This is a genomic window from Streptomyces sp. NPDC048106 (genome assembly GCF_040706415.1).
Lineage (GTDB): Bacteria > Actinomycetota > Actinomycetes > Streptomycetales > Streptomycetaceae > Streptomyces.
In genome coordinates this window covers 41,913-67,007 of record NZ_JBEZND010000017.1, presented here as the reverse complement: position 1 = coordinate 67,007, position 25,095 = coordinate 41,913, and the positions used below count along the sequence as shown (strand labels likewise).

Annotated in this window: 20 protein-coding genes; 14 read left to right on the top strand and 6 right to left on the bottom strand. The window is 71.2% G+C overall.

Annotated features, from left to right (window positions below; translation table 11 throughout):
* Positions 1-223: 223 nt before the first annotated feature.
* Positions 224-1,759 (top strand): RNA polymerase sigma factor, encoded by a 1,536-nt coding sequence (locus AB0927_RS19160; protein ID WP_366668801.1) that lies wholly within the window; start codon positions 224-226, stop codon positions 1,757-1,759.
* Positions 1,760-1,901: 142 nt separating this feature from the next.
* Positions 1,902-2,816 carry a serine protease gene (locus tag AB0927_RS19155; RefSeq protein WP_366668800.1) on the top strand — a complete coding sequence of 305 codons (915 nt, stop codon included), beginning with the start codon at positions 1,902-1,904 and terminating at the stop codon, positions 2,814-2,816.
* A 90-nt stretch (positions 2,817-2,906) separates the two neighbouring features.
* On the opposite strand, the gene AB0927_RS19150 is transcribed toward AB0927_RS19155, so the two are convergent.
* Positions 2,907-3,137 (bottom strand): hypothetical protein, encoded by a 231-nt coding sequence (locus AB0927_RS19150; RefSeq protein ID WP_366668799.1) that lies wholly within the window; start codon positions 3,135-3,137, stop codon positions 2,907-2,909.
* Positions 3,138-3,576: 439 nt separating this feature from the next.
* Here AB0927_RS19150 and AB0927_RS19145 point away from each other — a divergent pair, with 439 nt between their 5' ends.
* The 6 genes from AB0927_RS19145 to AB0927_RS19120 all read left to right on the top strand — a co-directional run bounded on the left by AB0927_RS19145 (position 3,577) and on the right by AB0927_RS19120 (position 10,576).
* The gene (locus AB0927_RS19145; protein WP_366668798.1) at positions 3,577-5,700 is read left to right on the top strand and encodes a DNA topoisomerase IV subunit B; all 2,124 of its coding nucleotides are present in this window, start codon (positions 3,577-3,579) and stop codon (positions 5,698-5,700) included.
* 237 nt (positions 5,701-5,937) lie between these two features.
* Complete coding sequence (locus AB0927_RS19140; protein WP_366668797.1) at positions 5,938-6,489, top strand: DUF1453 domain-containing protein; 552 nt, start codon at positions 5,938-5,940, stop codon at positions 6,487-6,489.
* Entirely contained in the window at positions 6,486-7,637 is a 1,152-nt protein-coding gene (locus tag AB0927_RS19135; protein ID WP_366668796.1) for a histidine kinase, read from the top strand. The genes AB0927_RS19140 and AB0927_RS19135 overlap by 4 nt, the downstream gene beginning before the upstream one ends.
* A complete protein-coding gene (locus tag AB0927_RS19130; protein WP_366668795.1) occupies positions 7,634-8,323 on the top strand; it encodes a response regulator transcription factor in 690 nt (229 codons plus the stop codon). Before AB0927_RS19135 ends, AB0927_RS19130 begins: the two co-directional genes overlap by 4 nt.
* A 70-nt stretch (positions 8,324-8,393) precedes the next feature.
* Positions 8,394-8,963: a DUF485 domain-containing protein gene (locus AB0927_RS19125; RefSeq protein WP_366668794.1), complete on the top strand. Its 570-nt coding sequence runs from the start codon at positions 8,394-8,396 to the stop codon at positions 8,961-8,963.
* Positions 8,960-10,576 carry a cation acetate symporter gene (locus AB0927_RS19120; protein ID WP_366668793.1) on the top strand — a complete coding sequence of 539 codons (1,617 nt, stop codon included), beginning with the start codon at positions 8,960-8,962 and terminating at the stop codon, positions 10,574-10,576. The genes AB0927_RS19125 and AB0927_RS19120 overlap by 4 nt, the downstream gene beginning before the upstream one ends.
* A gap of 18 nt (positions 10,577-10,594) precedes the next feature.
* On the opposite strand, the gene AB0927_RS19115 is transcribed toward AB0927_RS19120, so the two are convergent.
* Positions 10,595-11,287 (bottom strand): response regulator, encoded by a 693-nt coding sequence (locus AB0927_RS19115; protein ID WP_366668792.1) that lies wholly within the window; start codon positions 11,285-11,287, stop codon positions 10,595-10,597.
* Between the two features lie 158 nt (positions 11,288-11,445).
* On the opposite strand from AB0927_RS19115, the gene AB0927_RS19110 reads away from it, so the two are divergent.
* The 3 genes from AB0927_RS19110 to AB0927_RS19100 all read left to right on the top strand — a co-directional run bounded on the left by AB0927_RS19110 (position 11,446) and on the right by AB0927_RS19100 (position 14,263).
* Positions 11,446-12,261, top strand: coding sequence for an ABC transporter ATP-binding protein (locus AB0927_RS19110; RefSeq protein WP_366668791.1), 816 nt, complete (start codon positions 11,446-11,448; stop codon positions 12,259-12,261).
* On the top strand, positions 12,251-13,114 hold the full coding sequence (locus tag AB0927_RS19105; protein ID WP_366668790.1) for an ABC transporter permease: 864 nt from the start codon (positions 12,251-12,253) through the stop codon (positions 13,112-13,114). The genes AB0927_RS19110 and AB0927_RS19105 overlap by 11 nt, the downstream gene beginning before the upstream one ends.
* A gap of 99 nt (positions 13,115-13,213) precedes the next feature.
* Complete coding sequence (locus AB0927_RS19100; protein ID WP_366668789.1) at positions 13,214-14,263, top strand: ABC transporter substrate-binding protein; 1,050 nt, start codon at positions 13,214-13,216, stop codon at positions 14,261-14,263.
* Positions 14,264-14,285: 22 nt separating this feature from the next.
* Here AB0927_RS19100 and AB0927_RS19095 read toward each other — a convergent pair whose 3' ends face one another.
* The 3 genes from AB0927_RS19095 to AB0927_RS19085 form a co-directional block, all read right to left on the bottom strand.
* On the bottom strand, positions 14,286-15,950 hold the full coding sequence (locus tag AB0927_RS19095; protein WP_366668788.1) for a sensor histidine kinase: 1,665 nt from the start codon (positions 15,948-15,950) through the stop codon (positions 14,286-14,288).
* 36 nt (positions 15,951-15,986) lie between these two features.
* Entirely contained in the window at positions 15,987-16,928 is a 942-nt protein-coding gene (locus tag AB0927_RS19090; RefSeq protein ID WP_366668787.1) for a sucrase ferredoxin, read from the bottom strand.
* Between the two features lie 123 nt (positions 16,929-17,051).
* Positions 17,052-18,314 carry a citrate synthase gene (locus tag AB0927_RS19085; RefSeq protein ID WP_366668786.1) on the bottom strand — a complete coding sequence of 421 codons (1,263 nt, stop codon included), beginning with the start codon at positions 18,312-18,314 and terminating at the stop codon, positions 17,052-17,054.
* Between the two features lie 121 nt (positions 18,315-18,435).
* Between AB0927_RS19085 and AB0927_RS19080 the strand changes: the two genes are divergently transcribed.
* The gene (locus AB0927_RS19080; RefSeq protein ID WP_366668785.1) at positions 18,436-19,599 is read left to right on the top strand and encodes a citrate synthase/methylcitrate synthase; all 1,164 of its coding nucleotides are present in this window, start codon (positions 18,436-18,438) and stop codon (positions 19,597-19,599) included.
* Positions 19,600-19,752: 153 nt separating this feature from the next.
* Positions 19,753-20,904, top strand: coding sequence for a GTP-binding protein (locus AB0927_RS19075; RefSeq protein WP_366668784.1), 1,152 nt, complete (start codon positions 19,753-19,755; stop codon positions 20,902-20,904).
* 33 nt (positions 20,905-20,937) lie between these two features.
* Here the strand turns inward: AB0927_RS19075 and AB0927_RS19070 are convergent, their stop codons facing one another.
* Positions 20,938-23,397 (bottom strand): DNA topoisomerase IV subunit A, encoded by a 2,460-nt coding sequence (locus AB0927_RS19070; RefSeq protein ID WP_366668783.1) that lies wholly within the window; start codon positions 23,395-23,397, stop codon positions 20,938-20,940.
* A 295-nt stretch (positions 23,398-23,692) separates the two neighbouring features.
* Between AB0927_RS19070 and AB0927_RS19065 the strand changes: the two genes are divergently transcribed.
* The gene (locus AB0927_RS19065; protein ID WP_366668782.1) at positions 23,693-25,087 is read left to right on the top strand and encodes a pitrilysin family protein; all 1,395 of its coding nucleotides are present in this window, start codon (positions 23,693-23,695) and stop codon (positions 25,085-25,087) included.
* Positions 25,088-25,095: the final 8 nt, after the last annotated feature.

The window sequence follows — 25,095 nt, the reverse complement described above, 5'->3', positions numbered from 1 at the left end:
TACGGGGTGTGACTCGGGCCACGCAGAATGGGCGTAACACTCATGGGAGCAGCGCGATGACCTAAGAGGTGACAGCCGCGGAGGGAATACGGACGCCATGCATGGCGCTGTGCATCTCCCCGGCCCGCGCCCGCGCCGTCGGCCCATCCCCAGGCCGGTGGTCGGCTCCTGTCCGTAGTGGACGGTGCCGGAAGCCGTTTTCCAACGTTCCGAGAGGTTGTTCGTGTCGGCCAGCACATCCCGTACGCTCCCGCCGGAGATCGCCGAGTCCGTCTCTGTCATGGCGCTCATTGAGCGGGGAAAGGCTGAGGGGCAGATCGCCGGCGACGATGTGCGTCGGGCCTTCGAAGCTGACCAGATCCCGGCCACTCAGTGGAAGAACGTACTGCGCAGCCTCAACCAGATTCTTGAGGAAGAGGGTGTGACGCTGATGGTCAGTGCAGCAGAGCCCAAGCGCACCCGAAAGAGCGTCGCAGCGAAGAGCCCGGCCAAGCGCACCGCCACCAAGACGGTCGCGGCGAAGACGGTGACCACCAGGAAGGCCACCGCCAGCACGGCCGCCCCCGTGGCGTCCGCCGCCCCGGCCGATCCCGCCGAGGAGGCCTCGCCCGCCAAGAAGGCCGCGGCCAAGAAGACGACCGCCAAGAAGGCGGTCGCCAAGAAGACCACGGCCAAGAAGACGGCAGCCAAGAAGACCTCGGGCAAGAAGGACGACGCCGAGCTTCTCGAGGACGAGGTCCTTGAGGACACCAAGGTCGGCGACGAGCCCGAGGGCACCGAGAACGCGGGCTTCGTCCTGTCCGACGAGGACGAGGACGACGCGCCCGCCCAGCAGGTCGCCGCGGCCGGCGCCACCGCCGACCCGGTCAAGGACTACCTGAAGCAGATCGGCAAGGTCCCCCTGCTCAACGCCGAGCAGGAGGTCGAGCTCGCCAAGCGCATCGAGGCCGGCCTGTTCGCCGAGGACAAGCTCGCGAACTCCGACAAGCTCGCCCCGAAGCTCAAGCGCGAGCTGGAGATCATCGCGGAGGACGGCCGTCGCGCCAAGAACCACCTGCTGGAGGCCAACCTCCGTCTGGTGGTCTCCCTGGCCAAGCGCTACACCGGCCGCGGCATGCTCTTCCTGGACCTCATCCAGGAGGGCAACCTCGGCCTGATCCGCGCCGTCGAGAAGTTCGACTACACCAAGGGCTACAAGTTCTCCACGTACGCCACCTGGTGGATCCGTCAGGCGATCACCCGCGCCATGGCCGACCAGGCCCGCACCATCCGTATCCCGGTGCACATGGTCGAGGTCATCAACAAGCTCGCCCGCGTGCAGCGCCAGATGCTCCAGGACCTGGGCCGCGAGCCCACCCCGGAGGAGCTGGCCAAGGAACTCGACATGACCCCGGAGAAGGTCATCGAGGTCCAGAAGTACGGCCGCGAGCCCATCTCGCTGCACACCCCCCTGGGTGAGGACGGCGACAGCGAGTTCGGTGACCTCATCGAGGACTCCGAGGCCGTCGTCCCCGCGGACGCCGTCAGCTTCACGCTCCTCCAGGAGCAGTTGCACTCTGTCCTCGACACCCTCTCCGAGCGCGAGGCCGGCGTCGTCTCCATGCGCTTCGGCCTCACCGACGGCCAGCCGAAGACCCTGGACGAGATCGGCAAGGTCTACGGCGTGACGCGCGAGCGCATCCGTCAGATCGAGTCCAAGACCATGTCGAAGCTGCGCCACCCGTCGCGCTCCCAGGTGCTGCGCGACTACCTCGACTAGTCCGCGGTCCGGCCGACGAGATCGGCCGTACGGCGCCGAAGGCCCGGCCCCCCGTTCGTGGGAGCCGGGCCTTCGGGCTGCGAGCGGCGACCATGTGGATCACTCTGGGTTTTCCAGTTCCCACCCTGAGTGAGGAGTCGACATGCGCCGTTCCCTTGCCCGCGCACTGATCAGGCCGCTTGTCCTGGCGGCCACCATGACCGTCATACCCCTGGTGAGCGCGTCCCTGGCATCCCCCGCGGCGGCCCGAAGCGTGGTCGTGGGGGGATTCCCCATCGACGTCTCGCAGGCCCCGTGGACGGTGGCGCTGTCCAGCCGTGACCGGTTCGGAGGTACCCGGGCCGGCCAGTTCTGCGGCGGCGTGGCGATCGCCCGCACCACGGTGCTCACGGCCGCCCACTGCATGACGGACGACGTCCTCGGGACATCGCCGAGCCGCGTGCGCGACCTCAAGGTCATCGCGGGCCGTACGGATCTGCTGTCCGACGAGGGCCAGGAGATCGCCGTACGGGACGTCCGGGTCAACCCGGGCTTCGACAGCGAGACGAACTCCGGCGACTTCGCCGTCGTCACGCTCGCCGAGCCGCTGCCGCGGAACGCGGTCATCGGGATGGCGGGACCGGGCGACTCGTCCTACACACCGGGCACCAAGGCCCGGGTCTCCGGCTGGGGCGACCTGACCGGCGGCGGCGCCTACGCACACCGGCTCCACGCCACCGACGTGCATGTGCTCGCCGACGACCGCTGTGCCCGGGCCTATCCGGGCGGCCCTGAGGGCGTGTACCAGGCCGGCAGCATGCTCTGCGCGGGAGAGGCCGACGGAGGCCCGGACGCGTGCCAGGGGGACAGTGGGGGCCCGCTGGTGGCCGGCGGCCGGCTGATCGGGCTCGTGTCCTGGGGCAGCGGCTGCGGGCGGGCGGGGAGCCCCGGTGTCTACACCCGCGTCTCCGAGGTCGTACGCGCCCTGGGAACGGGCGGCGACGGCGGTGACGGGAAAGCGCCCGCGAAGGCCCGGGAGAGGCCCACGCGAGCTTCTGAGGGCCTTGCGCGCGGGTAACGAGGGTACGAAGCACGGGCGGCCGCTCCGGGGAGGAGCGACCGCCCGTTCGCCGGCCTGTGCCGGGGCTGCTCGTCGTACGTGCGAGATTCAGCGCTCTTCGTCGGACGATGTGCTCGGGGCGGAGGTCAGCCGCTCCGTCTCGTCCTGTATCTCAGCGGCGATCTTCTTGAGTTCCGGCTCGAACTTGCGACCGTGGTGGGCGCAGAAGAGCAGCTCTCCGCCGCTGAGCAGGACGACGCGCAGGTATGCCTGGGCGCCGCAGCGGTCGCAGCGATCAGCGGCCGTCAGCGGGCTCGCGGGGGTCAGAACAGTAGTCACGTCGCCTCTTCTCTAGCTCGACGAGCTGTCGTACCAGGCTCAACATCCAACCAGCCCGAAAACGTTCCCGCTCGTGGCTTTTCCTCGAAAAAATCTTTCCGGGGCGGCTGTCTGCTGCCGGTTGGCGGCGAATGTGCCGTAGTGCGTGTCTGGGTGCTTACGGGTTCGCGCTGTCTAGTATCTCGGTCCTCCCGGCCGGGTTGCCGGTTGTTCATGAGGACGTGCCCGGAGCCTAAATGGTTCATGCCCCGAAGGGAACGTGATATGTACTTCACCCCATCGAGGGATCGAACGTGTATGCGAGTCTGGACTAGTCTGAGTTCCCGACGAGGGTGGCGTTACACCGGCTCTACCAGGCCTCGGTACCCTCTGACGGGCAACCGAAGCCACCCCCTTACCCAGAAGGGGGCAACCTGAAATTCAGCGAGGAGCGAACCGCGTGACCGCCGACACGTCCGTGCCGTCCACAGCGCTGCTGGCAGGAGCAGACCGGGACGGTTCCAACTACACCGCGCGGCACCTTCTCGTCCTTGAGGGCCTTGAGGCCGTGCGCAAACGTCCGGGCATGTACATCGGCTCGACCGACAGCCGCGGTCTGATGCACTGCCTGTGGGAGATCATCGACAACTCGGTGGACGAGGCCCTCGGTGGCTACTGCGACCACATCGAGGTGATCCTCCACGACGACGCGTCCGTGGAGGTGCGCGACAACGGCCGCGGCATCCCCGTGGACGTGGAGCCCAAGACCGGTCTGTCCGGCGTGGAGGTCGTCATGACCAAGCTCCACGCGGGCGGCAAGTTCGGCGGTGGCTCGTACGCCGCCTCCGGCGGTCTGCACGGCGTCGGCGCCTCCGTGGTCAACGCCCTCTCCGCCCGCCTCGACGTCGAGGTGGACCGCAGCGGCTCCACCCACGCCATCAGCTTCCGGCGTGGTGTGCCGGGCGCCTTCACGGGCGCCGGCGCGGACGCGAAGTTCGAGGCCAAGAGCGGTCTGCGCAAGGGCAAGAAGATCCCCAAGACCCGCACCGGCACGCGCGTGCGTTACTGGGCGGACCGCCAGATCTTCCTCAAGGACGCCAAACTCTCCCTGGACACGCTGCACCAGCGCGCCCGGCAGACCGCCTTCCTGGTGCCCGGCCTGACCATCGTCGTCCGCGACGAGTACGGCCTCGGCGAGGGCGGCAGCAAGGGTGAGGAGTCGTTCCGCTTCGACGGCGGCATCAGCGAGTTCTGCGAGTACCTGGCGAGCGACAAGCCGGTGTGCGACGTGCTCCGCTTCTCCGGCAAGGGCACCTTCAAGGAGACCGTTCCGGTCCTGGACGAGCACGGCCAGATGACCCCGACCGAGGTCGCCCGCGAACTGGGTGTCGACGTCGCCCTGCGCTGGGGCACGGGCTACGACACGACCCTGCGGTCCTTCGTCAACATCATCGCCACCCCCAAGGGCGGCACCCACGTCTCCGGCTTCGAGCAGGCCCTCACCCAGACGATGAACGACGTGCTGCGCGCCAAGAAGATGCTGCGCGTGGCCGAGGACAACATCGTCAAGGACGACGCCCTGGAGGGCCTGACCGCCGTCGTCACCGTGCGCCTGGCCGAGCCGCAGTTCGAGGGCCAGACCAAGGAGGTTCTCGGCACCTCGGCGGCCCGGCGCATCGTGAACCAGGTGGTCACCAGGGAGCTGAAGGCGTTCCTGACGGCCACCAAGCGGGACGCCGCGGCCCAGGCCCGGGTCGTCATGGAGAAGGTCGTCGCCGCGGCGAGGACGCGTGTCGCGGCCCGCCAGCACAAGGACGCCCAGCGGCGCAAGACGGCCCTGGAGTCCTCGTCCCTGCCGGCCAAGCTCGCCGACTGCCGCAGCGACGACGTCGACCGCAGCGAGCTGTTCATCGTCGAGGGCGACTCCGCGCTCGGCACGGCCAAGCTGGCCCGGAACTCCGAGTTCCAGGCGCTTCTGCCGATCCGCGGCAAGATCCTCAACGTGCAGCGCTCGTCGGTGACCGACATGCTCAAGAACGCCGAGTGCGGCGCGATCATCCAGGTCATAGGAGCGGGCTCGGGTCGCACCTTCGACATCGACCAGGCCCGCTACGGCAAGATCATCATGATGACCGACGCCGATGTGGACGGCTCCCACATCCGCTGCCTGCTGCTCACGCTGTTCCAGCGCTACATGCGGCCCATGGTCGAGGCCGGGCGGGTCTTCGCCGCGGTGCCGCCGCTGCATCGCATCGAGGTCGTCCAGCCCAAGAAGGGACAGGACAAGTACGTCTACACGTACTCCGACCGCGAGCTGCGCGACAAGCTCATGGAGTTCCAGACCAAGGGCATCCGCTACAAGGACTCCATCCAGCGTTACAAGGGCCTCGGTGAGATGGACGCCGACCAGCTGGCCGAGACCACCATGGACCCCCGCCACCGCACCCTGCGCCGCATCAACCTCTCCGACCTCGAAGCCGCCGAACAGGTCTTCGACCTTCTGATGGGCAACGACGTGGCCCCTCGCAAGGAGTTCATCTCCAGCTCGGCTGCGACGTTGGACCGCTCCCGCATCGACGCGTGACGCCGTGCCGAGCCGGCGCGGTTGTTCGGCCGGATCTGGCTGAACAGCCGCGCTGCCCGCCCTCCCCGTGAGGGGCCACCCCGAGTCGGTCTCCACCCCTGGGTGGAGGCGCGTCATCGAAGATCTCCACCTGTGATCCACCCCGGCTCCGATCTCCCGACCTGGGAATTTCCGTAACTTCGAAGCGTCGGGCAGCGCTCGCTCCCGGCACTCGACTTCTCGTTCACGGAGGATCCGATGGTGGGGCTCGCCAACGCGCTGGTGATCGTGGCCGTCGTCGCGTTCGTGCTGGTACGGCAGTTCCGCGCACGCCCGATCAGCACGGACCGGCGCTGGTGGCTGCCGCCGCTGATCCTCGGGGTCATAGCGCTGCGCGAGCCCGGCATCCTCGACGCCCAGCACCGCGCCGAATCCGCCGCGCTGCTCGCCGTGGAACTCCTCATCGGCCTGGCCATGGGCGCGGGCTGGGCCTGGACCACCCGCGTCTGGACGGAGCCGGACGGCGTCGTGTGGAGCAAGGGAACCAAGGCGAGCGTCGCCGTCTGGATCACCGGCATCGTCCTGCGCGTCGGCGTCTTCGCCATCGGCGCCGCGCTCGGCCTGCACCAGCACAGCTCCGCCCTGCTGTTCGGCTTCGCGGCCTCCCTGCTGGTCCGCGCCGGGATCCTGACCTGGCGAGCGAGCACCCTCGGTGCTCGCACCCCCCTGACCACCCAGCCCCTCGGCACCGTGAGCCGCCCCGTCGCGGCGTACGGTGACGGCAGGCCCGCGGGAAAGGAGCGCGTGTGACCGAGAACGCCTGGACGCGGTGGCCTTCGAAGGAAGCACTCGGCCGCGCCCGGACCACCCGCGCCCGCCGCCTGCTCGCCTGGGCCGTCAGGGCTCTGGTGATCGCCCTGCTGTTGTGGGGCGCGTACAACCAGAAGCATGTCGGCGTCCGGACCGCGGCCGCCGGGCTCGCGGGCGTCGTCGCCGCCGGGGTCCTCGGCTGGGCCTTCTTCCGCACCACCTTTCAGCACCGACTGCTGCCCTCGCTGGTCCTGCTGGCGGCGCTCATGGGCATCGCGGTCGCCGCCGAGGCCACGGGGTTCAAGGCACTGGCCCTCGTCCTGTGGTGCGGCTGCGGAATCACCGCCCTGGAGCGGCTGCCGCTCGCGGCCGCGACCCCGGTGACCTCGGCGGGCCTCGCCGCGTACTCCGCCTTCAACAACGACGTCTGGCTGACCACCGCCGCCTCCGTGGCGGGCATGGCCCTCGCCGGCTATGTCCTGCGGCTGGACGCGGAGGCCCGCGGCAACGCACAGCGGCTGCTGGACCAGGAGCGGGCCGCGAGAGTCGCCGAGGCCGAGTCCGCGGCACTCGCCGAGCGGGCCAGAATCGCCCGCGAGATCCACGACGTGCTGGCCCACAGCCTGTCCGCGCAGCTCGTCCACCTGGAGGCGGCCCGGCTGCTGATCGAGCGGGGCGCCGACCGCGAGCGAATTCTGGAGCGGGTGGTGGCCGCCCGCGGCATGGCCCGCGACGGCCTAGCCGAGACCAGACAGGCGCTGTCCGCGCTGCGGGGCGAGCTGACACCACTGGAGGACTTCCTCAACGAACTCGTCAGCGGGGCGGAGGGCGCGGCGGTCACCGTCACGGGTGAGCCCAGAACCCTGCCGGCCGAGGCCTCCCAGGCTGTTCGCCGGGTCGCCCAGGAGGCGCTGACGAACGTCCGCAAGCATGCCCAGGGCGCCAGGGTGGCCCTGCGCCTCGACTACAGCGACCACCAAGTGACGCTGCGCGTGCGGGACACGGGCGGATGTGCCGGCGACCTCACGGCCTCCGGAGGTGGGTACGGTCTGCTCGGGATGCGCGAGCGCGCCGAGCTGCTGGGCGGCTCGCTGGACGCGGGGCCGGAGGAGGAGGGGTTCGTGGTGACGCTGAAGGTGCCCGTATGACCGAGCCGGAGGGGGAGAAGAAGCCGGCGCGGGTGGTGGTCGCCGACGACCAGACCATCGTCCGGGAGGGCATCGTGATGCTGCTGGGGCTGCTGCCGGGCGTCGAGGTCATCGGTGCCGCGGGAGACGGCGAGGAAGCGGTGCGGCTGGTCGGGGAACTCGCCCCGGACGTCGTCCTGATGGACCTCAGGATGCCCCGCTGCGACGGCGTGGAGGCCACCCGGCGGATCCGCGAGCAGTACCCCGCGACCCAGGTGGTGGTGCTCACCACGTACGCCGACGACGAGTCGCTGTTCCCCGCGCTGCGGGCCGGCGCCCGCGGGTATCTGACCAAGGACGCGGGCGGCGAGGAGATCGTACGGGCCGTGGAGAGCGTGCTGTCGGGGGAGGCGGGACTGTCGCCGAGCGTGCAGCGCCGACTGCTGGAGCGGCTGTCGCAGGCCGAGCCTCCGCCGGTCGCCCTCGCGCCCGTCGCGCCGGACGGGCTGACCGTGCGCGAGACCGAGGTCCTGGTGCTGATCGCCGAAGGTCTCAGCAACCAGGAGATCGCCCGCAGGCTGCATGTCTCGACCGCGACCGTGAAGACCCACATCAACAACCTGTTCGCCAAGACGGGCCTCAAGGACCGGGCGCAGGCGGTGCGTTACGCCTATGGCAAGGGACTGGTGCGGCCGCCCACGGGGTGAGGTCACCTGATGGGGTGAAGAGCGCGGAGAAGAAGAGTCACGGAACTTCCCGATCTGTCCATCCTTGGGCATGCAGTCAAGCAACGATCGGGCCCGCGGCGCGGGGGACGGTCCCGAGTGTTCGGCCGAGAACCGGAGGGACCACGGCGCGCCCACCCGCGACGTGCGGCACGACGAGGACCCTTGGTCCGACCCGTCGGCCTTGGGCTGGGGCGAGCCGGACGGCACCGGGAGGCCCGCCTCGGTCGCGCCGTCCGCGCCGACCGTGCCGTCCCCGCGCGGGGAGGGGGACGCGATGCCGGCGCAGGCCCGCGATGTGTACGTCGAGGTGCAGCGCAGCGCGGCCTTCCGGGAGGTGCGCGGCAGATACCGGCGGTTCGTGGTGCCCGGGGTCGCGGTCTTTCTGAGCTGGTACATCGCGTATGTGATCGCGGCGACCACCGCTCCGGGGATGATGGCGCGGCCCGTGGTGGGGGCGGTCAACGTGGCGATGCTCGCGGGGCTCGGACAGTTCCTCACCACGTTCCTGCTCACCTGGGCCTACACCCGGCACGCGCGGCTGCGGCGTGACCGGGCCGCGCTGGAACTGCGCTGGGAGACGCAGGAGATGGCGCGGGGAACGCGGGGAGGTGCCCGGTGACCGGCGATCACCAGACGCCGGCGCTGCTGCTGTTCGGCGGGTTCGTGGCGGCCACCCTCGGGATCACGACGTGGGTGAGCCGGCGTCGGCGTGCTTCGGCGGAGGAGTTCTACGCGGGCGGGCGGCTCTTCTCCCCGATGGAGAATGGTTTTGCCATCGCGGGCGACTATCTCTCGGCGGCCTCCTTCCTGGGCGTCACGGGGCTGATCGCGCTGTACGGCTACGACGGGCTGCTGTATGTGGTCGGCTTTCTCGTGGCGTGGCTGGTGGTGCTGTTCCTGGTGGCCGAACTGGTGCGCAACTGCGGGCGGTTCACCCTGGCCGACGTGGTGGCCGCGCGGATGAGAGAGCGCCCGGTGCGGATCGCGGCGGGCACGTCGTCGGTCGTGGTGTCCGTGCTGTATCTGGTGGCGCAGATGGTCGGCGCGGGCAGCCTGGTGGCGCTGCTGCTGGGGCGGACGAGCGGGGCGGCCCAGGCCTGGACGGTCGTCGGTGTCGGCGCGCTCATGGTGATCTATGTGTCGCTGGGCGGGATGCGGGCCACCACCTGGATCCAGATCGTGAAGGCGGTGCTGCTGCTCGGCGGGACGGTCGCGCTGACCGTGCTTCTCCTGCTGCGCTTCCACGGCGATGTCGACCGGCTGCTGGTCGCGGCCGCGCAGCGCAGCGGCCACGGGAAGGCCTTTCTGGCGCCCGGCCTGAAGTACGGCGGGAACTGGACGGCCCGCCTCGACTTCATCAGCCTGGGCCTCGCGCTGGTACTGGGCACCGCGGGGCTGCCGCACATCCTGTCCCGCTTCTACACGGTGCCCACCGCGCGCGCCGCACGCCGTTCGGCGGCGTGGTCCATCGGTCTGATCGGCGGGTTCTACCTGCTGACGATCGTCCTCGGATTCGGGGCGGCGGCGGTCGTGGGGCCGACGGCCCTGCGCGGTTCGAACGCGGCCGGGAACACGGCGGTGCCGCTACTCGCCCTCGACCTGGGCGGCGGCGCGGGCTCCACGGGCGGAACGGTCCTGTTCGCGGTGGTCGCCGCCATCGCCTTCGCCACGATCCTCGCGGTGGTCGCGGGTGTCACGCTCGCCTCCTCCGCCTCCGTGGCCCACGATCTGTACGCGTCGCTCCGGCGCTCAGGCGGCGGGAAGAGCGGCGGAGGAAGCGTCGGGGCGCGCGGTGAGGTGGCTGTGGCGCGGTGCGCCGCCGTCGGGATCGGTGTCCTGGCGATCGTGCTCGGACTGCTGGCCCGGGACCTGAACGTCGCCTGCCTGGCCGGCCTCGCCTTCGCGGTCGCCGCGTCGGCGAACCTGCCGGTGCTGATGTACTCGCTGTTCTGGAGCGGCTTCACGACCCGGGGCGCGGTGTGGGCCGTGTACGGGGGACTGGTGCTGGCGCTCGGGCTCATGCTGCTGTCCCCGGTGGTGTCCGGCTGCCGGGGTTCGCTGTTCCCCGGCGTCGACTTCCAGTACTTCCCGCTGCAGAACCCCGGCATCGTCTCCATCCCGCTCGGCTTCCTCGCCGGCTGGCTGGGCACGGTCACCTCGGACGAGGTCCCGGACGAGGCCAAGTACGCCGAGACGGAGGTGCGTTCCCTCACCGGGTCCGGGGCCGCCTAGCGGACCGGGCGTGGACCGTCACGGTGCCACCCATGCGTAGCGGTGCTCCGGGCGGCCGGTGTCGCCGTACTTCAGGGAGAGCCGCAGGCGGCCGGCCTGTTCCAGGTGGCGCAGATAGCGCTGGGCCGTGGAGCGGCTCAGGCCGGTGCGGGCGGCGACCTCGTGGGCCGACAGCGGGTGGTCGGCGCCGTGCAGTACGTCGCATATCAGGTCCGTCGTGGGCGCGGTGTGGCCGCTCGGCAGGCCGGGCGCGGACGGGGCGGGGGCCGTGCGCAGCGCCCCGAAGATCCGGTCCACCTGCTCCTGGCCGGCCACGCCCCGGCCGCCCACCCGGTCGACCGTGCGGCGCAGCGCGGCATAGGAGTCCAGCCGGGTGCGCAGCGCGGCGAAGGTGAACGGTTTCACCAGGTAGTGCAGGGCCCCCAGGCGCATCGCCTGCTGGACGGTGGCGACATCGCCGGCCGCCGTGATCATGATGACGTCCGTGCCCTCGCCCTGCTCGCGCATGCGGTGGACGAGTTCCAGGCCGGTACGGTCCGGCAGATAGTGGTCGAGCAGCACCAGGTCGATGGCGCCGCGTTCCACGGCGGCCAGCGCCTGGGCGGCACTGTGCGCGCGGGCGGCCACCCGGAAACCGGGAACCTTTCCCACGTACTTGGCGTTTATCTCGGCGACGCGGAAGTCGTCGTCGACCACCAGAACGTCAATCATCAGGCCTCTCCTTCAAGGCCGGCGAGCGCCAGGCCCGCCTGTGCGGCTCCGCAGTTGTAGCGCGAGCAAAAAGAGCACAACAGGTTCTTGCGAGCAAAAGAACGGCTTGTGCACACAAGACTGCTGCTCGGACCGGGCTGGACCTACCGTCCCGGGCCATGAGCGCACACACCGGCCCCGCGATCGAGCTGCGGGGCGCGAGCAAGACTTTCAGAACCCCGTCCGGGGGACTGCACACGGCCGTGCGCGGCCTGGACCTCACCGTGGGGCGCGGCGAGTTCGTGGCCGTCGTGGGGCCGACCGGCTGCGGCAAGTCCACCACATTGACCCTGGTCAGCGGGCTGGAGGAGCCCAGCGAGGGCGAGGTGCTGGTCGCCGGGGAGCCGGTCGACGGCGTCGGCGACAAGGTCGGCTTCGTCTTCCAGCAGGACGCCACCTTCCCCTGGCGCACCGTGCTGTCGAACGTCATGGCGGGCCCCCGCTTCCGGGGCGTCCCCAAGGCCGAGGCCCGGCAGAAGGCCCGTGAGTGGCTGGCCCGGGTCGGGCTCGCCGCCTTCGAGGACCGCTACCCGCACCAGCTCTCCGGCGGCCAGCGCAAGCGCGTCGCCCTCGCCGCCACCTTCGTCAACGACCCCGAGATCCTGCTGATGGACGAGCCGTTCTCGGCGCTCGACGTGCAGACGCGGGCGCTGATGTCGGACGAGCTGCTGGAGCTGTGGGCGGGCACCGGCGCCTCGGTGGTCTTCGTCACCCACGACCTGGAGGAGTCCATCGCGCTGGCCGACAAGGTCGTCGTGATGACCGCCGGGCCCGCGACCGTGAAACAGGTCTTCGAGATCGATCTGCCCCGGCCGCGCAAGGTCGAGTCGGTGCGCCTCCAGCCGCGCTTCATCGAGATCTACCGGGAAATCTGGGAGTCCCTCGGCGAAGAGGTCCGCATCACCCGTGAGAGGGGTGCCGCACATGTCGCCTGAGGTTCTCGACACCCCGGTCGCGGGCACCGCCAAGACGTCCGACCGAGCCCGGAGCCGCGCCCAGGCCGTCCGCCGCCGCAGGCTCTTCGTCAACGCCGCGCGGGTGGTGCTCCTGGTCGCCGTGCTCGGCCTGTGGGAGGCGCTGTCCCGGGCGAAGGTCATCGATCCGTTCAACTTCTCGATGCCCTCGAAGATCTGGGACCAGATCTCCACCTGGGTCATGCACGGCACCGCGCTCGGCTCCCTGGGAGAGCAGGTCTGGTACACGCTCTACGAGGCCCTGCTCGGCTGGGTCGTCGGCGTGGTCGCCGGTGTCCTCCTCGGCATCGCGCTCGGCCGGATCGGCTTGCTCGCCGAGGTGCTTGGTCCGTACATCAAGGTGCTCAACTCGATCCCCAGGATCGTGCTGGCGCCCATCTTCCTGATCTGGTTCGGGCTCGGCCCGTCCTCCAAGGTCGCCTCGGCCGTGGTGCTGGTCTTCTTCCCGGTGTTCTTCAACGCCTTCCAGGGCGCCCGCGAGGTGGACCGCAACCTGGTGGCCAACGCCCGCATCCTGGGCGCGAGCGACCGCAGGGTGACCCTCCAGGTGGTCATCCCGTCGGCCACCTCCTGGATCTTCACCAGCCTCCATGTCAGCTTCGGCTTCGCGCTGATCGGCGCCATCGTCGGCGAGTACATCGGCGCGACCAAGGGCATCGGCCTGCTCGTCGCGCAGTCGCAGAACACCTTCAACGCGGCCGGTGTGTACGCCGCGATGGTGATCCTCGCCGTCGTCGCCCTCGCCGCCGAGGGCCTGCTGACCTTCGCCGAGCGGCGCATCTTCCGCTGGAAGCCCGCCGGTTCCGACAGCTGACCCCGCCGACCCGGACCACCGAGCGGCTCTCCGCCGAACCGGCCCCCGCACCCCCGCACCATCCCCCCGCACCGCCCTCTCACAAGGACGTGAACCGCCATGCGCAAGACCGCAAGACACGCCTCCCTGGCCGCCGCCGGCCTGCTCGCCCTGTCCTCGCTCACCGCCTGCGCCAACGACGCGGCCGGTTCCGCGGCCGGCTCCGGCGGCGGTGGCAAGGGCGAGACCGTCAAGATCATGGTCGGCGGCCTCGACAAGGTCATCTACATGCCCGCGATGCTCACCCAGCGCCTCGGCTACTTCCAGGACGAGGGCCTGAACGTCCAGCTCATGTCCGAACCCGCCGGGGTCCAGGCCGAGACCGCGCTCGTCGCCGGCCAGGTGCAGGGCGCGGTCGGCTTCTACGACCACACCCTCGACCTCCAGGTGAAGGGCAAGTCGGTCGAGTCCGTCGTCCAGTTCTCCCGCGCACCGGGCGAGGTGGAGGTCGTCTCCGACAAGGCCGCGGGCGACCTCACGTCGCCCAAGGACTTCAAGGGCCGCAAGCTGGGTGTGACCGGGCTCGGGTCCTCGACCGACTTCCTCACCAAGTACCTGGCGGTGAAGAACGGCGTGGACGTCAGCGAGTTCACGCCGGTCGCGGTGGGCGCGGGACCGACGTTCATCGCGGCGCTGCAGAAGGGCTCGATCGACGGCGGCATGACCACCGACCCGACCGTGGCGACGATCCTCGACAAGAAGGCCGGCAAGATCCTGCTCGACATGCGCACCCCCGAGGGTTCGCAGCAGGCACTGGGCGGGCCGTACCCGTCGTCCAGTCTGTACATGCAGACGGACTGGGTGAACGGCCACAAGGACACCGTCCAGAAGCTGGTCAATGCCTTCGTCAAGACGCTCAAGTGGATGTCCACCCACAGCGCCGACGAGATAGCCGCCAAGATGCCGGCCGACTACTCCCAGGGCGACAAGGCCCTCTACACCCAGTCCGTCAAGAGCACCCTGCCGATGTTCACCGACGACGGAGTGATGCCGCAGAACGGCCCCGAGACCGTGGAGAAGGTGCTCAAGGCGTTCAACCCCAACATCAAGAACGCGAACGTCGACCTGAGCAAGACGTACACGACCGAGTTCGTCAAGGCGGTCAAGTAGGTACGGCGGCCCGTCAACGCAATCAACTGTTGCGGGCCGTGGGCTCGGGCTCCAGGCCCGGCCCGGACTCCAGCTCCGGCTCGCTCAGCGCCTCCGGCAGCACCACCGTGAACTCCGCACCGCCCCCGCCGGCGGTGCCCACGGTCGCGCTGCCGCCCTGGCGTTCGGCGAGCCGGCGCACCAGCGAAAGGCCGAGGCCCCGCTTGCCGTGCGCGGGCGCCCGCTTGGTGGACCACCCCTCGGTGAAGACCAGCTCCCGCTGGTCCAGGGGCACTCCGGGCCCGGTGTCCCGCACCCTGAGCACGACCGCGCGGCCCTCGACGCGCAACTCGACCTCCACGCGCGCATGCGGGGTGCCCGCGACCGCGTCCAGGGCGTTGTCCACCAGGTTGCCGACGACCGTCACCAGCCCGCGCGGGTCGACCAGCCGGTCCGGGAGCCCGCTGCGTTCCGACACCCACAGGGCGACCCCGCGCTCGGCCGCCACGGTCGCCTTGCCGACCAACAATGCGGCCAGCAACGGGTCATGGACCTTCTCGGTGACCTGTTCGGAGGTGACCCGGTGGTCCCCGACCACCTCCCCGACGAACTCCACCGCGTCGTCGTACATCTCCAGTTCCAGCAGCCCGAGCAGGGTGTGCATCCGGTTGGCGTGCTCGTGGTCCTGGGCGCGCAGGGCGTCGATCAGCCCGCGCGTGGAGTCGAGTTCGCGACCCAGCTGCTCCAGTTCGGTGCGGTCGCGCAGGGTGGCGACCGCACCGCCGTCGCCGGTGGGCATGCGGTTGGCGATCAGCACCCGCCGGCCGCGCACCGTCAGCAGATCGGTGCCGGTCACCCGTCCGGCCAGCACGTCGGTCGTACGGCCCTCGCCGAGCGCCTCGTCGGGAGCGCGGCCCACGGCCTCGTCGCCGATGCCCAGCAGCCGTCGTGCCTCGTCGTTGAGCAGCCGGATCCGGCCGCCCCGGTCCAGTGCGACCACTCCCTCACGGATGCCGTGCAGCATCGCCTCGCGCTCGGCGAGCAGCGCCGAGATGTCGGAGAAGGCCAGGTCCCGGGTCTGCCGCTGCACCCTGCGGGCGATCAGCCAGGCGGCCAGCGCGCCCACCGCGAGGGCGCCCCCGGCGTAGGCGAGGAGCCCCGGGATGACGCCGATCAGCCGGGCGCGCACGCTGTCGTAGGCGATGCCGACCGAGACCGCCCCGATGAGGCGGTGCCGGGCGTCGTACAGCGGCACCTTGCCGCGCGCGGAGCGTCCCAGGGTGCCCCGGTCGATCTCCATGACCTCCTTGCCGGCCAGGGCGCCGGACGGGTTCGTGGAGACCGTGCGGCCGATCTGCGAGGTGGTCGGGTGCGACCAGCGCACCCAGTGCCGGTCCAGGACCACGATGTACTCGGCGTGCGTGGCGAGCCGGATCCGTTCGGCCTCCCGCTGCACCGGGCCGTCCTCGGTCGGCGGGGTGGTCAGCAGGCCGTTGGCGATCTGCGGGTCCTGGGCCGTGGTCTCGGCGATGGCCAGCGCGCGGCGCATCGCCTCGTGGTCCAGCTGTGTGCTCAGCGGTGCCAGGAACAGGCCGGTCACGAGCACCGCGACGCCCGCGGCGATCGTCACCTGCATGAGCAGCACCTGCGAGAACACCCGCCGTGGCATACCGAGGCGCAGGCGGCGTGCGGGGGGAGTGGGGCTCATGGGGGACGACAGTACGGGGTGCGCCCGCCGCGCGGTTCAGCTCGCCAGCGCCGTGGGCCGCAGCTCGCGCACCGCCACCACGGTCATCCGGGCCGGTGTGCCGAGCACCGCGGCGCCGCAGCTCTCCGGGCGCGGCGGCAGCGACGCCCCGCGCGCCACGGTGACCCGCCAGCGGCGGCCGTCGGCATGGGCGACGGTGACCGCCCAGCGCGGAGCCGTGCCCTCGGTCCGTACGACGCCCAGAACGCCCGCCCGGTACTCGCCCGCCACCTCACGCACCGCCAGTTCGGCAGCCTGGCCAGGAGGGTCGAAGGCGGAGCAGCCGCGGCACCCCTCGACGGCCACCCGGTCCTCCCGGACGCCGTCCAGGGCCCTCTTGAGGGTGGGCGCCTCGGCGCGGCCGTAGACGTAGCCGTACGGCAGCACGAGCACGGTCGGCGCGAAGCGATGTCCACCCAGATGGGTGACCTCCCAGATCCCGCCTTCCCCCGACGCGGCCAGCTCGGCGGCGAGCGGGCGGCCCAGCAGGGCGCAGCAGCGGTCGCGTTTTCCGTTGGTACACACGAGCGCGAGCGGATCGCCGGTGTGCGGACGACCTCCGAGCACCGCGCCGAAGGAGCCGTGGTCGCCCGCCCCGAGGGCCGGGAGGTCCAGGCCGAGGAGGTGCCGGGGATCGCGGGTGGTGGCCGCGTGCAGCCACGTCCGTCCCGGCGCGGTGTGGGCGGCGTAGACCTGGCGGAGCTCGGAGGTGCCGGGGTCCGCGTGGCGGCCGGGGCGCCGGATGAGGGCGACGCGTACGCCGGTGCCCTCGGCGGCCGTCTCCAGCGCGCGGCCGACCGCCGGGTCCAGGTGGCTTGAAGTGAGCGCCTTGGCGCCCCAGGGGCCGGGCTGTTCCAGCAGCAGCCATGTCGTCGCCGTGGCCGCCGTCGCGGAAACGGGCTCGTCGAGGCTCCGGGAGACGGTCGCACACCTACTCACAGAGGTGAGCCTAACCTGACTCAGGGCAGGGCGACTTCCGGCCTGGGGTCGTGTCGTGCTCATGGAAGGTGGCCCTGTGGAAGGGCGGCCCCGGCTTCGGCGGGCCGGGGCGGGTCGCGGGGCTCAGTCCGCCTCCGGTAGGGGCTGCGGCGGGCGCGGGCCCATGTAGTGGCCGACGGGGCGCATACGCAGCGGGCGCTCGCCGTACTCCTCCAGGGCGTGCGCGATCCAGCCCGCCGTGCGGGCGACGGCGAAGATCGTCTCGCCGGCGGTGGCCGGCATGCCGAAGGAGGAGGTGAACACCGCGAGCGCCAGGTCGACATTGGCGTGCAGCGGGGTGTGCCGGGCGGTCGTGGCGACGATGTCGCGGGCGGCGAGCAGGGCCGGCTCCGCGCGCGGGAGCCGCTCCAGCAGGCCGAACAGGACCTGCGCCCGCGGGTCCTCGCCGGTGTAGAGGCGATGGCCGAGCCCGGGGATGCGGCGGCCGGCGCGCAGCTCGTCGGCGATCACCGGGGCGGCGTTGCCCAGTTCCAGCACGTCCAGCAGCATCCGGTGGGCGAGGCCGCTGCTGGCGCCGTGCAGCGGGCCCTCCAGCACGCCGAGGCCGGCCGAGACGGTCGCGTAGGCGTGGGCCCGCGCCGAGGCGGCCACCCGGACCGCGAGCGTGGAGGCGGCCAGGTCGTGGTCGGCGAGCAGGACCAGCGCGGCGTCCAGCACGCGCAGGGCGTCCTCGTCCGCCGGGCGGCCGGTCAGCCGCGACCACAGGCGGTGGGCGAGCGGCACGCCGTCCCCGGGGTCGCGCACGACCGGCGGCAGGGCGGCGACAAGCGTGGGGATGAGCACGCGCGCCGTGTTCAGGACGGCCGCCCCGGACAGGTCGAAGCGCAAGGGGTCCTCGGCCGCCGCGGCGATCGTCGCGACCCGCAGCCGGTCGATGGGGGAGGTGTGCTCGGGCAGCGCCTTCACGGCCCAGCGGGCGACGCGCACGGTCGCCTCGGGCGCGGTGAAGGCCGTACCCGGGACGAGCCGGCCGGTCCACAGCCACTCCGCGACCTCCTCGTAGGAGTGGCGGGCGGCCAGTTCGGTGGCGTCGACGCCCCGGTAGTAGTACCGGTCCGCCTCGATCAGCGTGATCCGGGTGCGCACCGAGAGGTCGCCGCCGGAGCCCGGGATCCCGGCGCTCTCACGGCGGTTGCGCCGGGCCAGGTCCTCCACCTCGCGCGCCTCGAAGGTGCTGGCGCGGCCGCCGGGCTCGCGCTTGCTGGTCAGCAGGCCGCGGCTGACATACGCGTACACCGTCTCGGGCTTCACGCCGAGCAGTTCGGCGGTCTCCTTGGTGGTCAGTCTTCGCCCGGGGCGGTTGGGGGCGGGTTCGGGATCGCGCATGGGGGTCACCGTAGCGGTCTCTGGACATCTCGATGGCCAACTTGCTTTGCATTGATTCAATCAACATTGACAGAGAAAGCGTCAAGCATGGACAGTCGGATCAAGCTCAGAGAGGACAATCATGGCCATCGACAGGACCCCAACGCCCCTCGTCGACGTACCGCGCGGTCTCGCGGGCGTCGTCGTCACCGAGACGGAGATCGGCGATGTCCGGGGGCGGGAGGGCTTCTACCACTACCGCCAGTACTCGGCGGTCGACCTCGCGCGCACCCGGCGCTTCGAGGACGTCTGGCACCTGCTCGTGCACGGCACCCTCCCGGACGCCGGGCGCGGCGCCGCCTTCGTCGCCGAGACGGCGGCGCTGCGGCGGCTGCCCGAGGAGGTCCGGGCGGCCCTGCCCGCCATCGCCGCCGCGAGCCGCGCCTCCGGACCGCTGGCCGGCCTGCGCACCGCGCTGTCCCTCCTGGGCGCGGCACGCGAGTTCCGGCCGGTGTACGACCTGGACGCCGCCGGGCGCCGCGCCGACACCCTCGCCGCCTGCGCCGCCGTACCCACTCTGCTCACCGCCCTGCATCGCCTGGGGCGGGGGCTCGAACCCGTGGAGCCGCGCGACGACCTGCCGTACGCGGCCAACTACCTGTACATGCTGACCGGTTCGGAACCTGATCCGCGCCACGCCCGTGCGGTCGAGCAATACTTGATCTCCACCATTGACCACGGATTCAATGCGTCAACCTTCACGGCGCGCGTCATCGCCTCCACCGGCGCCGACGCGGCGGCCTGTCTGACCGGCGCGGTGAGCGCGCTGTCGGGCCCGCTGCACGGAGGGGCGCCCAGCCGGGCCCTGGACACCCTGGACGCGATCGGCACTCCGGAGCGCATCGACCCCTGGATCCGGGAACGGGTGCTGGCCGGCGAGCGGATCATGGGCTTCGGACACGCCGTCTACCGCACGGAGGACCCCCGTTCGCGGATGCTCCGGGAGATCGCCCTCGGCTTCGGCGGCCCCCGGGTGGACTTCGCGGTGGAGGTCGAACGCCGGGTCGAGGCCATCCTCGCCGAGCTGAAGCCGGGCCGCGGACTCCACACCAACGTCGAGTTCTACGCCGGTGTGGTCATGGAACTGTGCGGTCTGCCCCGGGAGATGTTCACCCCGACCTTCGCGGCGGCCCGGGTGGTGGGCTGGAGCGCGAACCTCCTGGAACAGGCGGCCGATCCGAAGATCATCCGCCCGGCGGCGCGCTATGTGGGCCCCGAGGCGCCGGTCGCGGTGCCCGCCGCCTGACCGGCCGGTCCGGGCCCGGGGACCCCGGCCTCCCACCCGCCCCCGCCCCTGCCTTCGCCCCCGCTCTTCCGCCCCCGTCTTCCGTCCCCGCCGTCCGTCCCCGGAACCCTTTTATCCTGGTCCGGAGCCGGTTCACAGGAGAGAGGTAGCCCCTTGGCGGACAGCTTGGCGCACAGCACGGACGGCGGCCGTCGCCCCCAGCCGCAGATCCCGGTCGTCGTCCTGGCCGGATTCCTCGGCTCCGGGAAGACCACGCTCCTCAACCACCTGCTGCACCGCAGCGCGGGCAGCAGGATCGGGGCGATCGTCAACGACTTCGGGGCCATCGAGATCGACGCGCTGGCCGTCGCGGGCGCCCTCGGCGACTCCACCGTCTCCCTCGGCAACGGCTGCCTGTGCTGTGCCGTGGACACCAGCGAGCTCGATGTCTACCTGGGCAGGCTCGCCGCTCCCGAGACCGGCGTCGACGTGATCGTCATCGAGGCCAGCGGACTCGCCGAACCCCAGGAGCTGGTGCGGATGGTGCTCGCCAGCGAGCAGCCCGGCATCGTCTACGGAGGTCTCGTCGAGGTCGTGGACGCCGCCGAGTTCGACGACACGCGCGCGCGGCACCCCGAGGTCGACCGGCACCTCGCCCTCGCCGACCTGGTCGTCGTCAACAAGACCGACCGGGCCGCGGACCCCGAACGGGTGCTTGCCCTGGTGGCGTCGCTGACCGACCGGGCCGCCGTCGTCCCCGCCACCTACGGGCGCCTCGACCCCGAGTTCCTCTTCGACTGCCGGCCGAGCGAGGAACGCATTGGCCAGCTCTCCTTCGACGATCTGCACGACCACGGCGACGACCAAGGCGACGACCGCGGCGACGACCAAGGCGACGACCACGGCGACGGCCGCCGCGCGGACGACCACGCCGGGCACCTGCACACCGGCTACGACAGCCTGTCCTTCACCTCCGACGTCCCCCTGGACCCGCGCCGGCTGATGCGTTTCCTGGACAGCCGGCCCGAGGGGCTGTACCGGATCAAGGGACATGTCGACCTCGGCCCCTGCGACCCCCGCAACCGGTACACCGTGCACGCCGTGGGCCGGTTCCTGCGCTTCTACCCCGAGCCGTGGGCGCCCGGCGAGGCCCGCCGCACCCAGCTCGTGCTGATCGGCTCCGGCATCGACACCGAGGCACTCGGCAAGGAAACGAAGGAGTGCGAGAGCGACGCCCCGCACGCCGACGAGCACGGCATGTGGGGCGTCCTGCGCTACGTACAGGGCTCCGAGGACGAACCGGACCCGGAGCCCTACGGGCGGTGAGGACCTCTTCCGGAGAAAGGCCCTGGAAGAGCCCTAGAAGACCGGCCCCGCGACCACCGACACCGTCTTCGGCAGCGAGGTGCCCGAGCCGTCCCGGCGCGGGTCCGGCTCCGGCAGTTCCGCCGGGGTGCCGTTCTTCTGGGCAGCGCGCCCGGGCACCGGGCCCGCCCAGGCCAGCGCCAGACAGTCCTCGCCCTTCAGGAACCGCTGGCAGCGCACGCCGCCGGTGGCCCGGCCCTTGCGCGGATACTGGTCGAACGGGGTCAGCTTGGCCGTCGTCTGCACCGAGTCGTCCAGGGTGCCGCGCGAGCCGGCCACCGTGAAGACCGCCGCGTCGACGGCCGGGTCGACGGCGGTGAAGCAGATGACCTTCGCGCCGTCGGTGAGCTTGATGCCCGCCATACCGCCCGCCGGTCGGCCCTGCGGGCGGACGATGGAGGCCTGGAAGCGCAGCAGTTGCGCGTCGTCCGTGATGAAGACCAGGTCCTCCTCGCCGGTGCGCAGCTCCACCGCGCCGACGATCCGGTCGCCCTCCTTGAGCGTGATGACCTCCAACTCGTCCTTGCTGGACGGGTAGTCGGGCACCACGCGCTTGACCACGCCCTGCTCGGTGCCGAGCGCGAGGCCGGGGGAGGACTCGTCCAGCGTGGTCAGGCAGACCACCGTCTCGTCGTCCTCCAGGGAGACGAACTCCGCGAGCGGGGCGCCCCCGGAGAGGTTCGGCGCGCCCGCCGTCTCGGGTAGCTGCGGCAGGTCGACCACGTTGATCCGCAGCAGCCGGCCCGCCGAGGTCACCGCGCCGATCTCGCCGCGCGCGGTCGCCGGCACCGCCGAGACGATCACATCGTGCTTGACCCGCTTGGCGCCCGCCTGCTCGGGGAACGGCTCGGCGGTCGCGGTACGCGCCAGCAGGCCCGTGGAGGACAGCAGCACCCGGCACGGGTCGTCGGCCACCTGGAGCGGCACGGCGACCGCCGGAGCGCCGCCGGACTCCAGCAGGACGGTGCGCCGGTCGGTGCCGAACTTCTTGGCCACGGCGGCCAGTTCCGCGGAGACCAGCTTGCGCAGCTCCTGGTCGGAGTCCAGGATCCGGGTCAGCTCCGCGATCTCCCCGGTGAGCTTGTCCTTCTCCGCCTCCAGCTCGATGCGGTCGTACTTGGTGAGCCGGCGCAGCGGCGTGTCGAGGATGTACTGCGTCTGCACGTCGCTCAGCGAGAAGTGCCCCATCAGGCGCTCCTTGGCCTGCGCGGAGTTCTCGCTGGACCGGATCAGCCGGATGACCTCGTCGATGTCGACCAGGGCGGTCAGCAGGCCCTTGACCAGGTGCAGCCGGTCGCTCTTCTTGCCGCGCCGGAACTCGCTGCGCCGGCGCACCACCTCGAAGCGGTGGTCGAGGTAGACCTCCAGGAGCTCCTTCAGACCCAGGGTGAGCGGCTGACCGTCCACCAGGGCCACGTTGTTGATGCCGAAGGACTCCTCCATCGGCGTCAGCTTGTAGAGCTGCTCCAGGACGGCCTCGGGCACGAAGCCGTTCTTGATCTCGATGACCAGGCGCAGCCCGTGCTCGCGGTCGGTGAGGTCCTTGACGTCGGCGATGCCCTGGACCTTCTTCGCGTTGACCAGGTCCTTGATCTTCGCGATGACCTTCTCGGGGCCGACCGTGAACGGCAGTTCGGTGACCACCAGGCCCTTGCGGCGGGCCGTCACCGGCTCGACCGAGACCGTCGCGCGCATCTTGAAGGTGCCCCGGCCGGTCGCGTACGCGTCCCGGATGCCGTCCAGGCCGACGATCCGGCCGCCGGTGGGCAGGTCCGGGCCGGGGACGTGCTTCATCAGCGCGTCCAGGTCCGCGTTCGGATTCCTGACCAGGTGGCGGGCGGCGGCCACGACCTCGCGCAGGTTGTGCGGCGGCATGTTGGTCGCCATGCCGACCGCGATCCCCGAGGAGCCGTTGACCAGCAGGTTCGGGAAGGCGGCGGGCAGGGCCACCGGCTCCTGCTCCTGGCCGTCGTAGTTCGGCGCGAAGTCGACCGTGTCCTCGTCGATCGACTCGGTCATCAGGCTGGTGGCCTCGGCCATCCGGCACTCGGTGTACCGCATGGCGGCCGGCGGGTCGTCATTGCCGAGCGAGCCGAAGTTGCCGTGGCCGTCGACCAGGGGCAGCCGCATGGAGAAGGGCTGGGCCATGCGCACCAGGGCGTCGTAGATCGACGCGTCGCCGTGCGGGTGCAGCTTGCCCATGACCTCGCCGACGACACGCGCGCACTTCACGTAGCCGCGGTCGGGGCGCACGCCCATCTCGTTCATCTGGTAGACGATCCGGCGGTGCACCGGCTTGAGGCCGTCACGGGCGTCCGGCAGGGCGCGCGAGTAGATGACCGAGTACGCGTACTCAAGGTAGGAGCCACGCATCTCGTCCACGACGTCGATGTCGAGGATCTTCTCCTCGTACGAATCGTCGGGCGGCGGGGTCTTCGTGCTGCGGCGGGCCATCGCTGCCGGCTCCTCCTGATCTGGTCGCTCGCCTTCGGGGCGCGCACCCTTCGGCTCGCTCGTGCTGAAGCGGTTGACGGATCTGTCGCGGACCATTGTGGACCGGGGTACTGACAACCCGGACCGGCGCCCCGGACGATCACCGGATGCGGGGTCCGAGGCAGGCTACGCGATCCGCTGTGGGCGTACGCGCCGCGGGAACTTCGCCGGGGCCCCGCACGCGTTGCATACAGTGGCAGGAACGGCAGGAAAACCGCGGTTTCCACTAACCGCCTCCGCTCGCGAAGGGACGTACATGCCCATGGGTCACACGACCACAGCCGAGGCAGGCTCCGGGGGCCTGACAGCGACCGAGCACCGCTTGGCCAACGGTCTGCGCGTGGTGCTCTCCGAGGACCACCTGACCCCGGTGGCGGCGGTCTGCCTCTGGTACGACGTCGGCTCCCGCCACGAGGTCAAGGGTCGCACCGGCCTGGCTCACCTTTTCGAGCACCTGATGTTCCAGGGCTCCGGGCAGGTCAAGGGCAACGGCCACTTCGAACTGGTGCAGGGCGCCGGCGGCTCGCTCAACGGCACCACCAGCTTCGAGCGCACCAACTACTTCGAGACCATGCCCGCCCACCAGCTCGAGCTCGCGCTCTGGCTGGAGGCCGACCGCATGGGCTCCCTGCTGACCGCGCTGGACGACGAGTCCATGGAGAACCAGCGCGACGTCGTCAAGAACGAGCGCCGCCAGCGCTACGACAACGTCCCCTACGGCACCGCCTTCGAGAAGCTGACCGCCCTGTCGTACCCCGAGGGCCACCCCTACCACCACACGCCGATCGGCTCCATGGCGGACCTGGACGCGGCCACCCTGGAGGACGCCCGCCAGTTCTTCCGTACCTACTACGCGCCGAACAACGCGGTGCTCTCCGTGGTCGGCGACATCGACCCCGAGCAGACCCTCGCCTGGATCGAGAAGTACTTCGGCACCATCCCGGCCCACGACGGCAAGCCCGCGCCCCGTGACGGCACCCTGCCCGACGTCATCGGCGGGCAGCTGCGCGAGGTCGTCGTCGAGGAGGTCCCGGCGCGCGCCCTGATGGCCGCCTACCGGCTGCCGCAGGACGGCACGCGCGCGTGCGACGCGGCCGACCTCGCCCTGACCGTCCTCGGCGGCGGCGAGTCCTCCCGGCTGTACAACCGGCTGGTGCGGCGCGACCGCACGGCCGTCGCGGCCGGCTTCGGCCTGCTGCGCCTGGCCGGCGCGCCCTCCATGGGCTGGCTGGACGTGAAGACCTCCGGCGACGTCGAGGTGCCGGTCATCGAGACCGCCATCGACGAGGAGCTGGCCCGGTTCGCCGAGGAGGGCCCCACCCCCGAGGAGATGGAGCGCGCCCAGGCCCAGTTGGAGCGCGAGTGGCTGGACCGGCTCGGCACCGTCGCGGGCCGCGCCGACGAACTGTGCCGCTACGCCGTCCTGTTCGGCGACCCGCAGCTCGCCCTCAACGCCGTGCACCGCATCCTGGAGGTGACCCCCGAGGAGGTCCGGGAGGTCGCCAAGGCCCGGCTGCGCCCCGACAACCGCGCGGTCCTGGTCTACGAGCCGAAGTCCCCGCAGGCCGTCGAGGACGCCGACGTGCCCGAGGACCCGGAGTCGGAGGCCACCGTAGAGGCCGGAAACGAGAACGAGGAGACGGCCAAGTGACCGAGCAG

What these genes read in the sequence shown, in the direction of transcription:
- AB0927_RS19140 (WP_366668797.1), top strand. Translation starts at nt 5,938, where the DNA reads ATGGTGGGGCTCGCCAACGCGCTGGTGATCGTGGCCGTCGTCGCGTTC.
- AB0927_RS19065 (WP_366668782.1), top strand. Translation starts at nt 23,693, where the DNA reads ATGCCCATGGGTCACACGACCACAGCCGAGGCAGGCTCCGGGGGCCTG.
- AB0927_RS19155 (WP_366668800.1), top strand. Translation starts at nt 1,902, where the DNA reads ATGCGCCGTTCCCTTGCCCGCGCACTGATCAGGCCGCTTGTCCTGGCG.
- AB0927_RS19110 (WP_366668791.1), top strand. Translation starts at nt 11,446, where the DNA reads ATGAGCGCACACACCGGCCCCGCGATCGAGCTGCGGGGCGCGAGCAAG.
- AB0927_RS19085 (WP_366668786.1), bottom strand. Translation starts at nt 18,314, where the DNA reads ATGCGCGATCCCGAACCCGCCCCCAACCGCCCCGGGCGAAGACTGACC.
- AB0927_RS19095 (WP_366668788.1), bottom strand. Translation starts at nt 15,950, where the DNA reads ATGAGCCCCACTCCCCCCGCACGCCGCCTGCGCCTCGGTATGCCACGG.
- AB0927_RS19105 (WP_366668790.1), top strand. Translation starts at nt 12,251, where the DNA reads ATGTCGCCTGAGGTTCTCGACACCCCGGTCGCGGGCACCGCCAAGACG.
- AB0927_RS19070 (WP_366668783.1), bottom strand. Translation starts at nt 23,397, where the DNA reads ATGGCCCGCCGCAGCACGAAGACCCCGCCGCCCGACGATTCGTACGAG.
- AB0927_RS19125 (WP_366668794.1), top strand. Translation starts at nt 8,394, where the DNA reads ATGCAGTCAAGCAACGATCGGGCCCGCGGCGCGGGGGACGGTCCCGAG.
- AB0927_RS19130 (WP_366668795.1), top strand. Translation starts at nt 7,634, where the DNA reads ATGACCGAGCCGGAGGGGGAGAAGAAGCCGGCGCGGGTGGTGGTCGCC.
- AB0927_RS19100 (WP_366668789.1), top strand. Translation starts at nt 13,214, where the DNA reads ATGCGCAAGACCGCAAGACACGCCTCCCTGGCCGCCGCCGGCCTGCTC.
- AB0927_RS19080 (WP_366668785.1), top strand. Translation starts at nt 18,436, where the DNA reads ATGGCCATCGACAGGACCCCAACGCCCCTCGTCGACGTACCGCGCGGT.
- AB0927_RS19115 (WP_366668792.1), bottom strand. Translation starts at nt 11,287, where the DNA reads ATGATTGACGTTCTGGTGGTCGACGACGACTTCCGCGTCGCCGAGATA.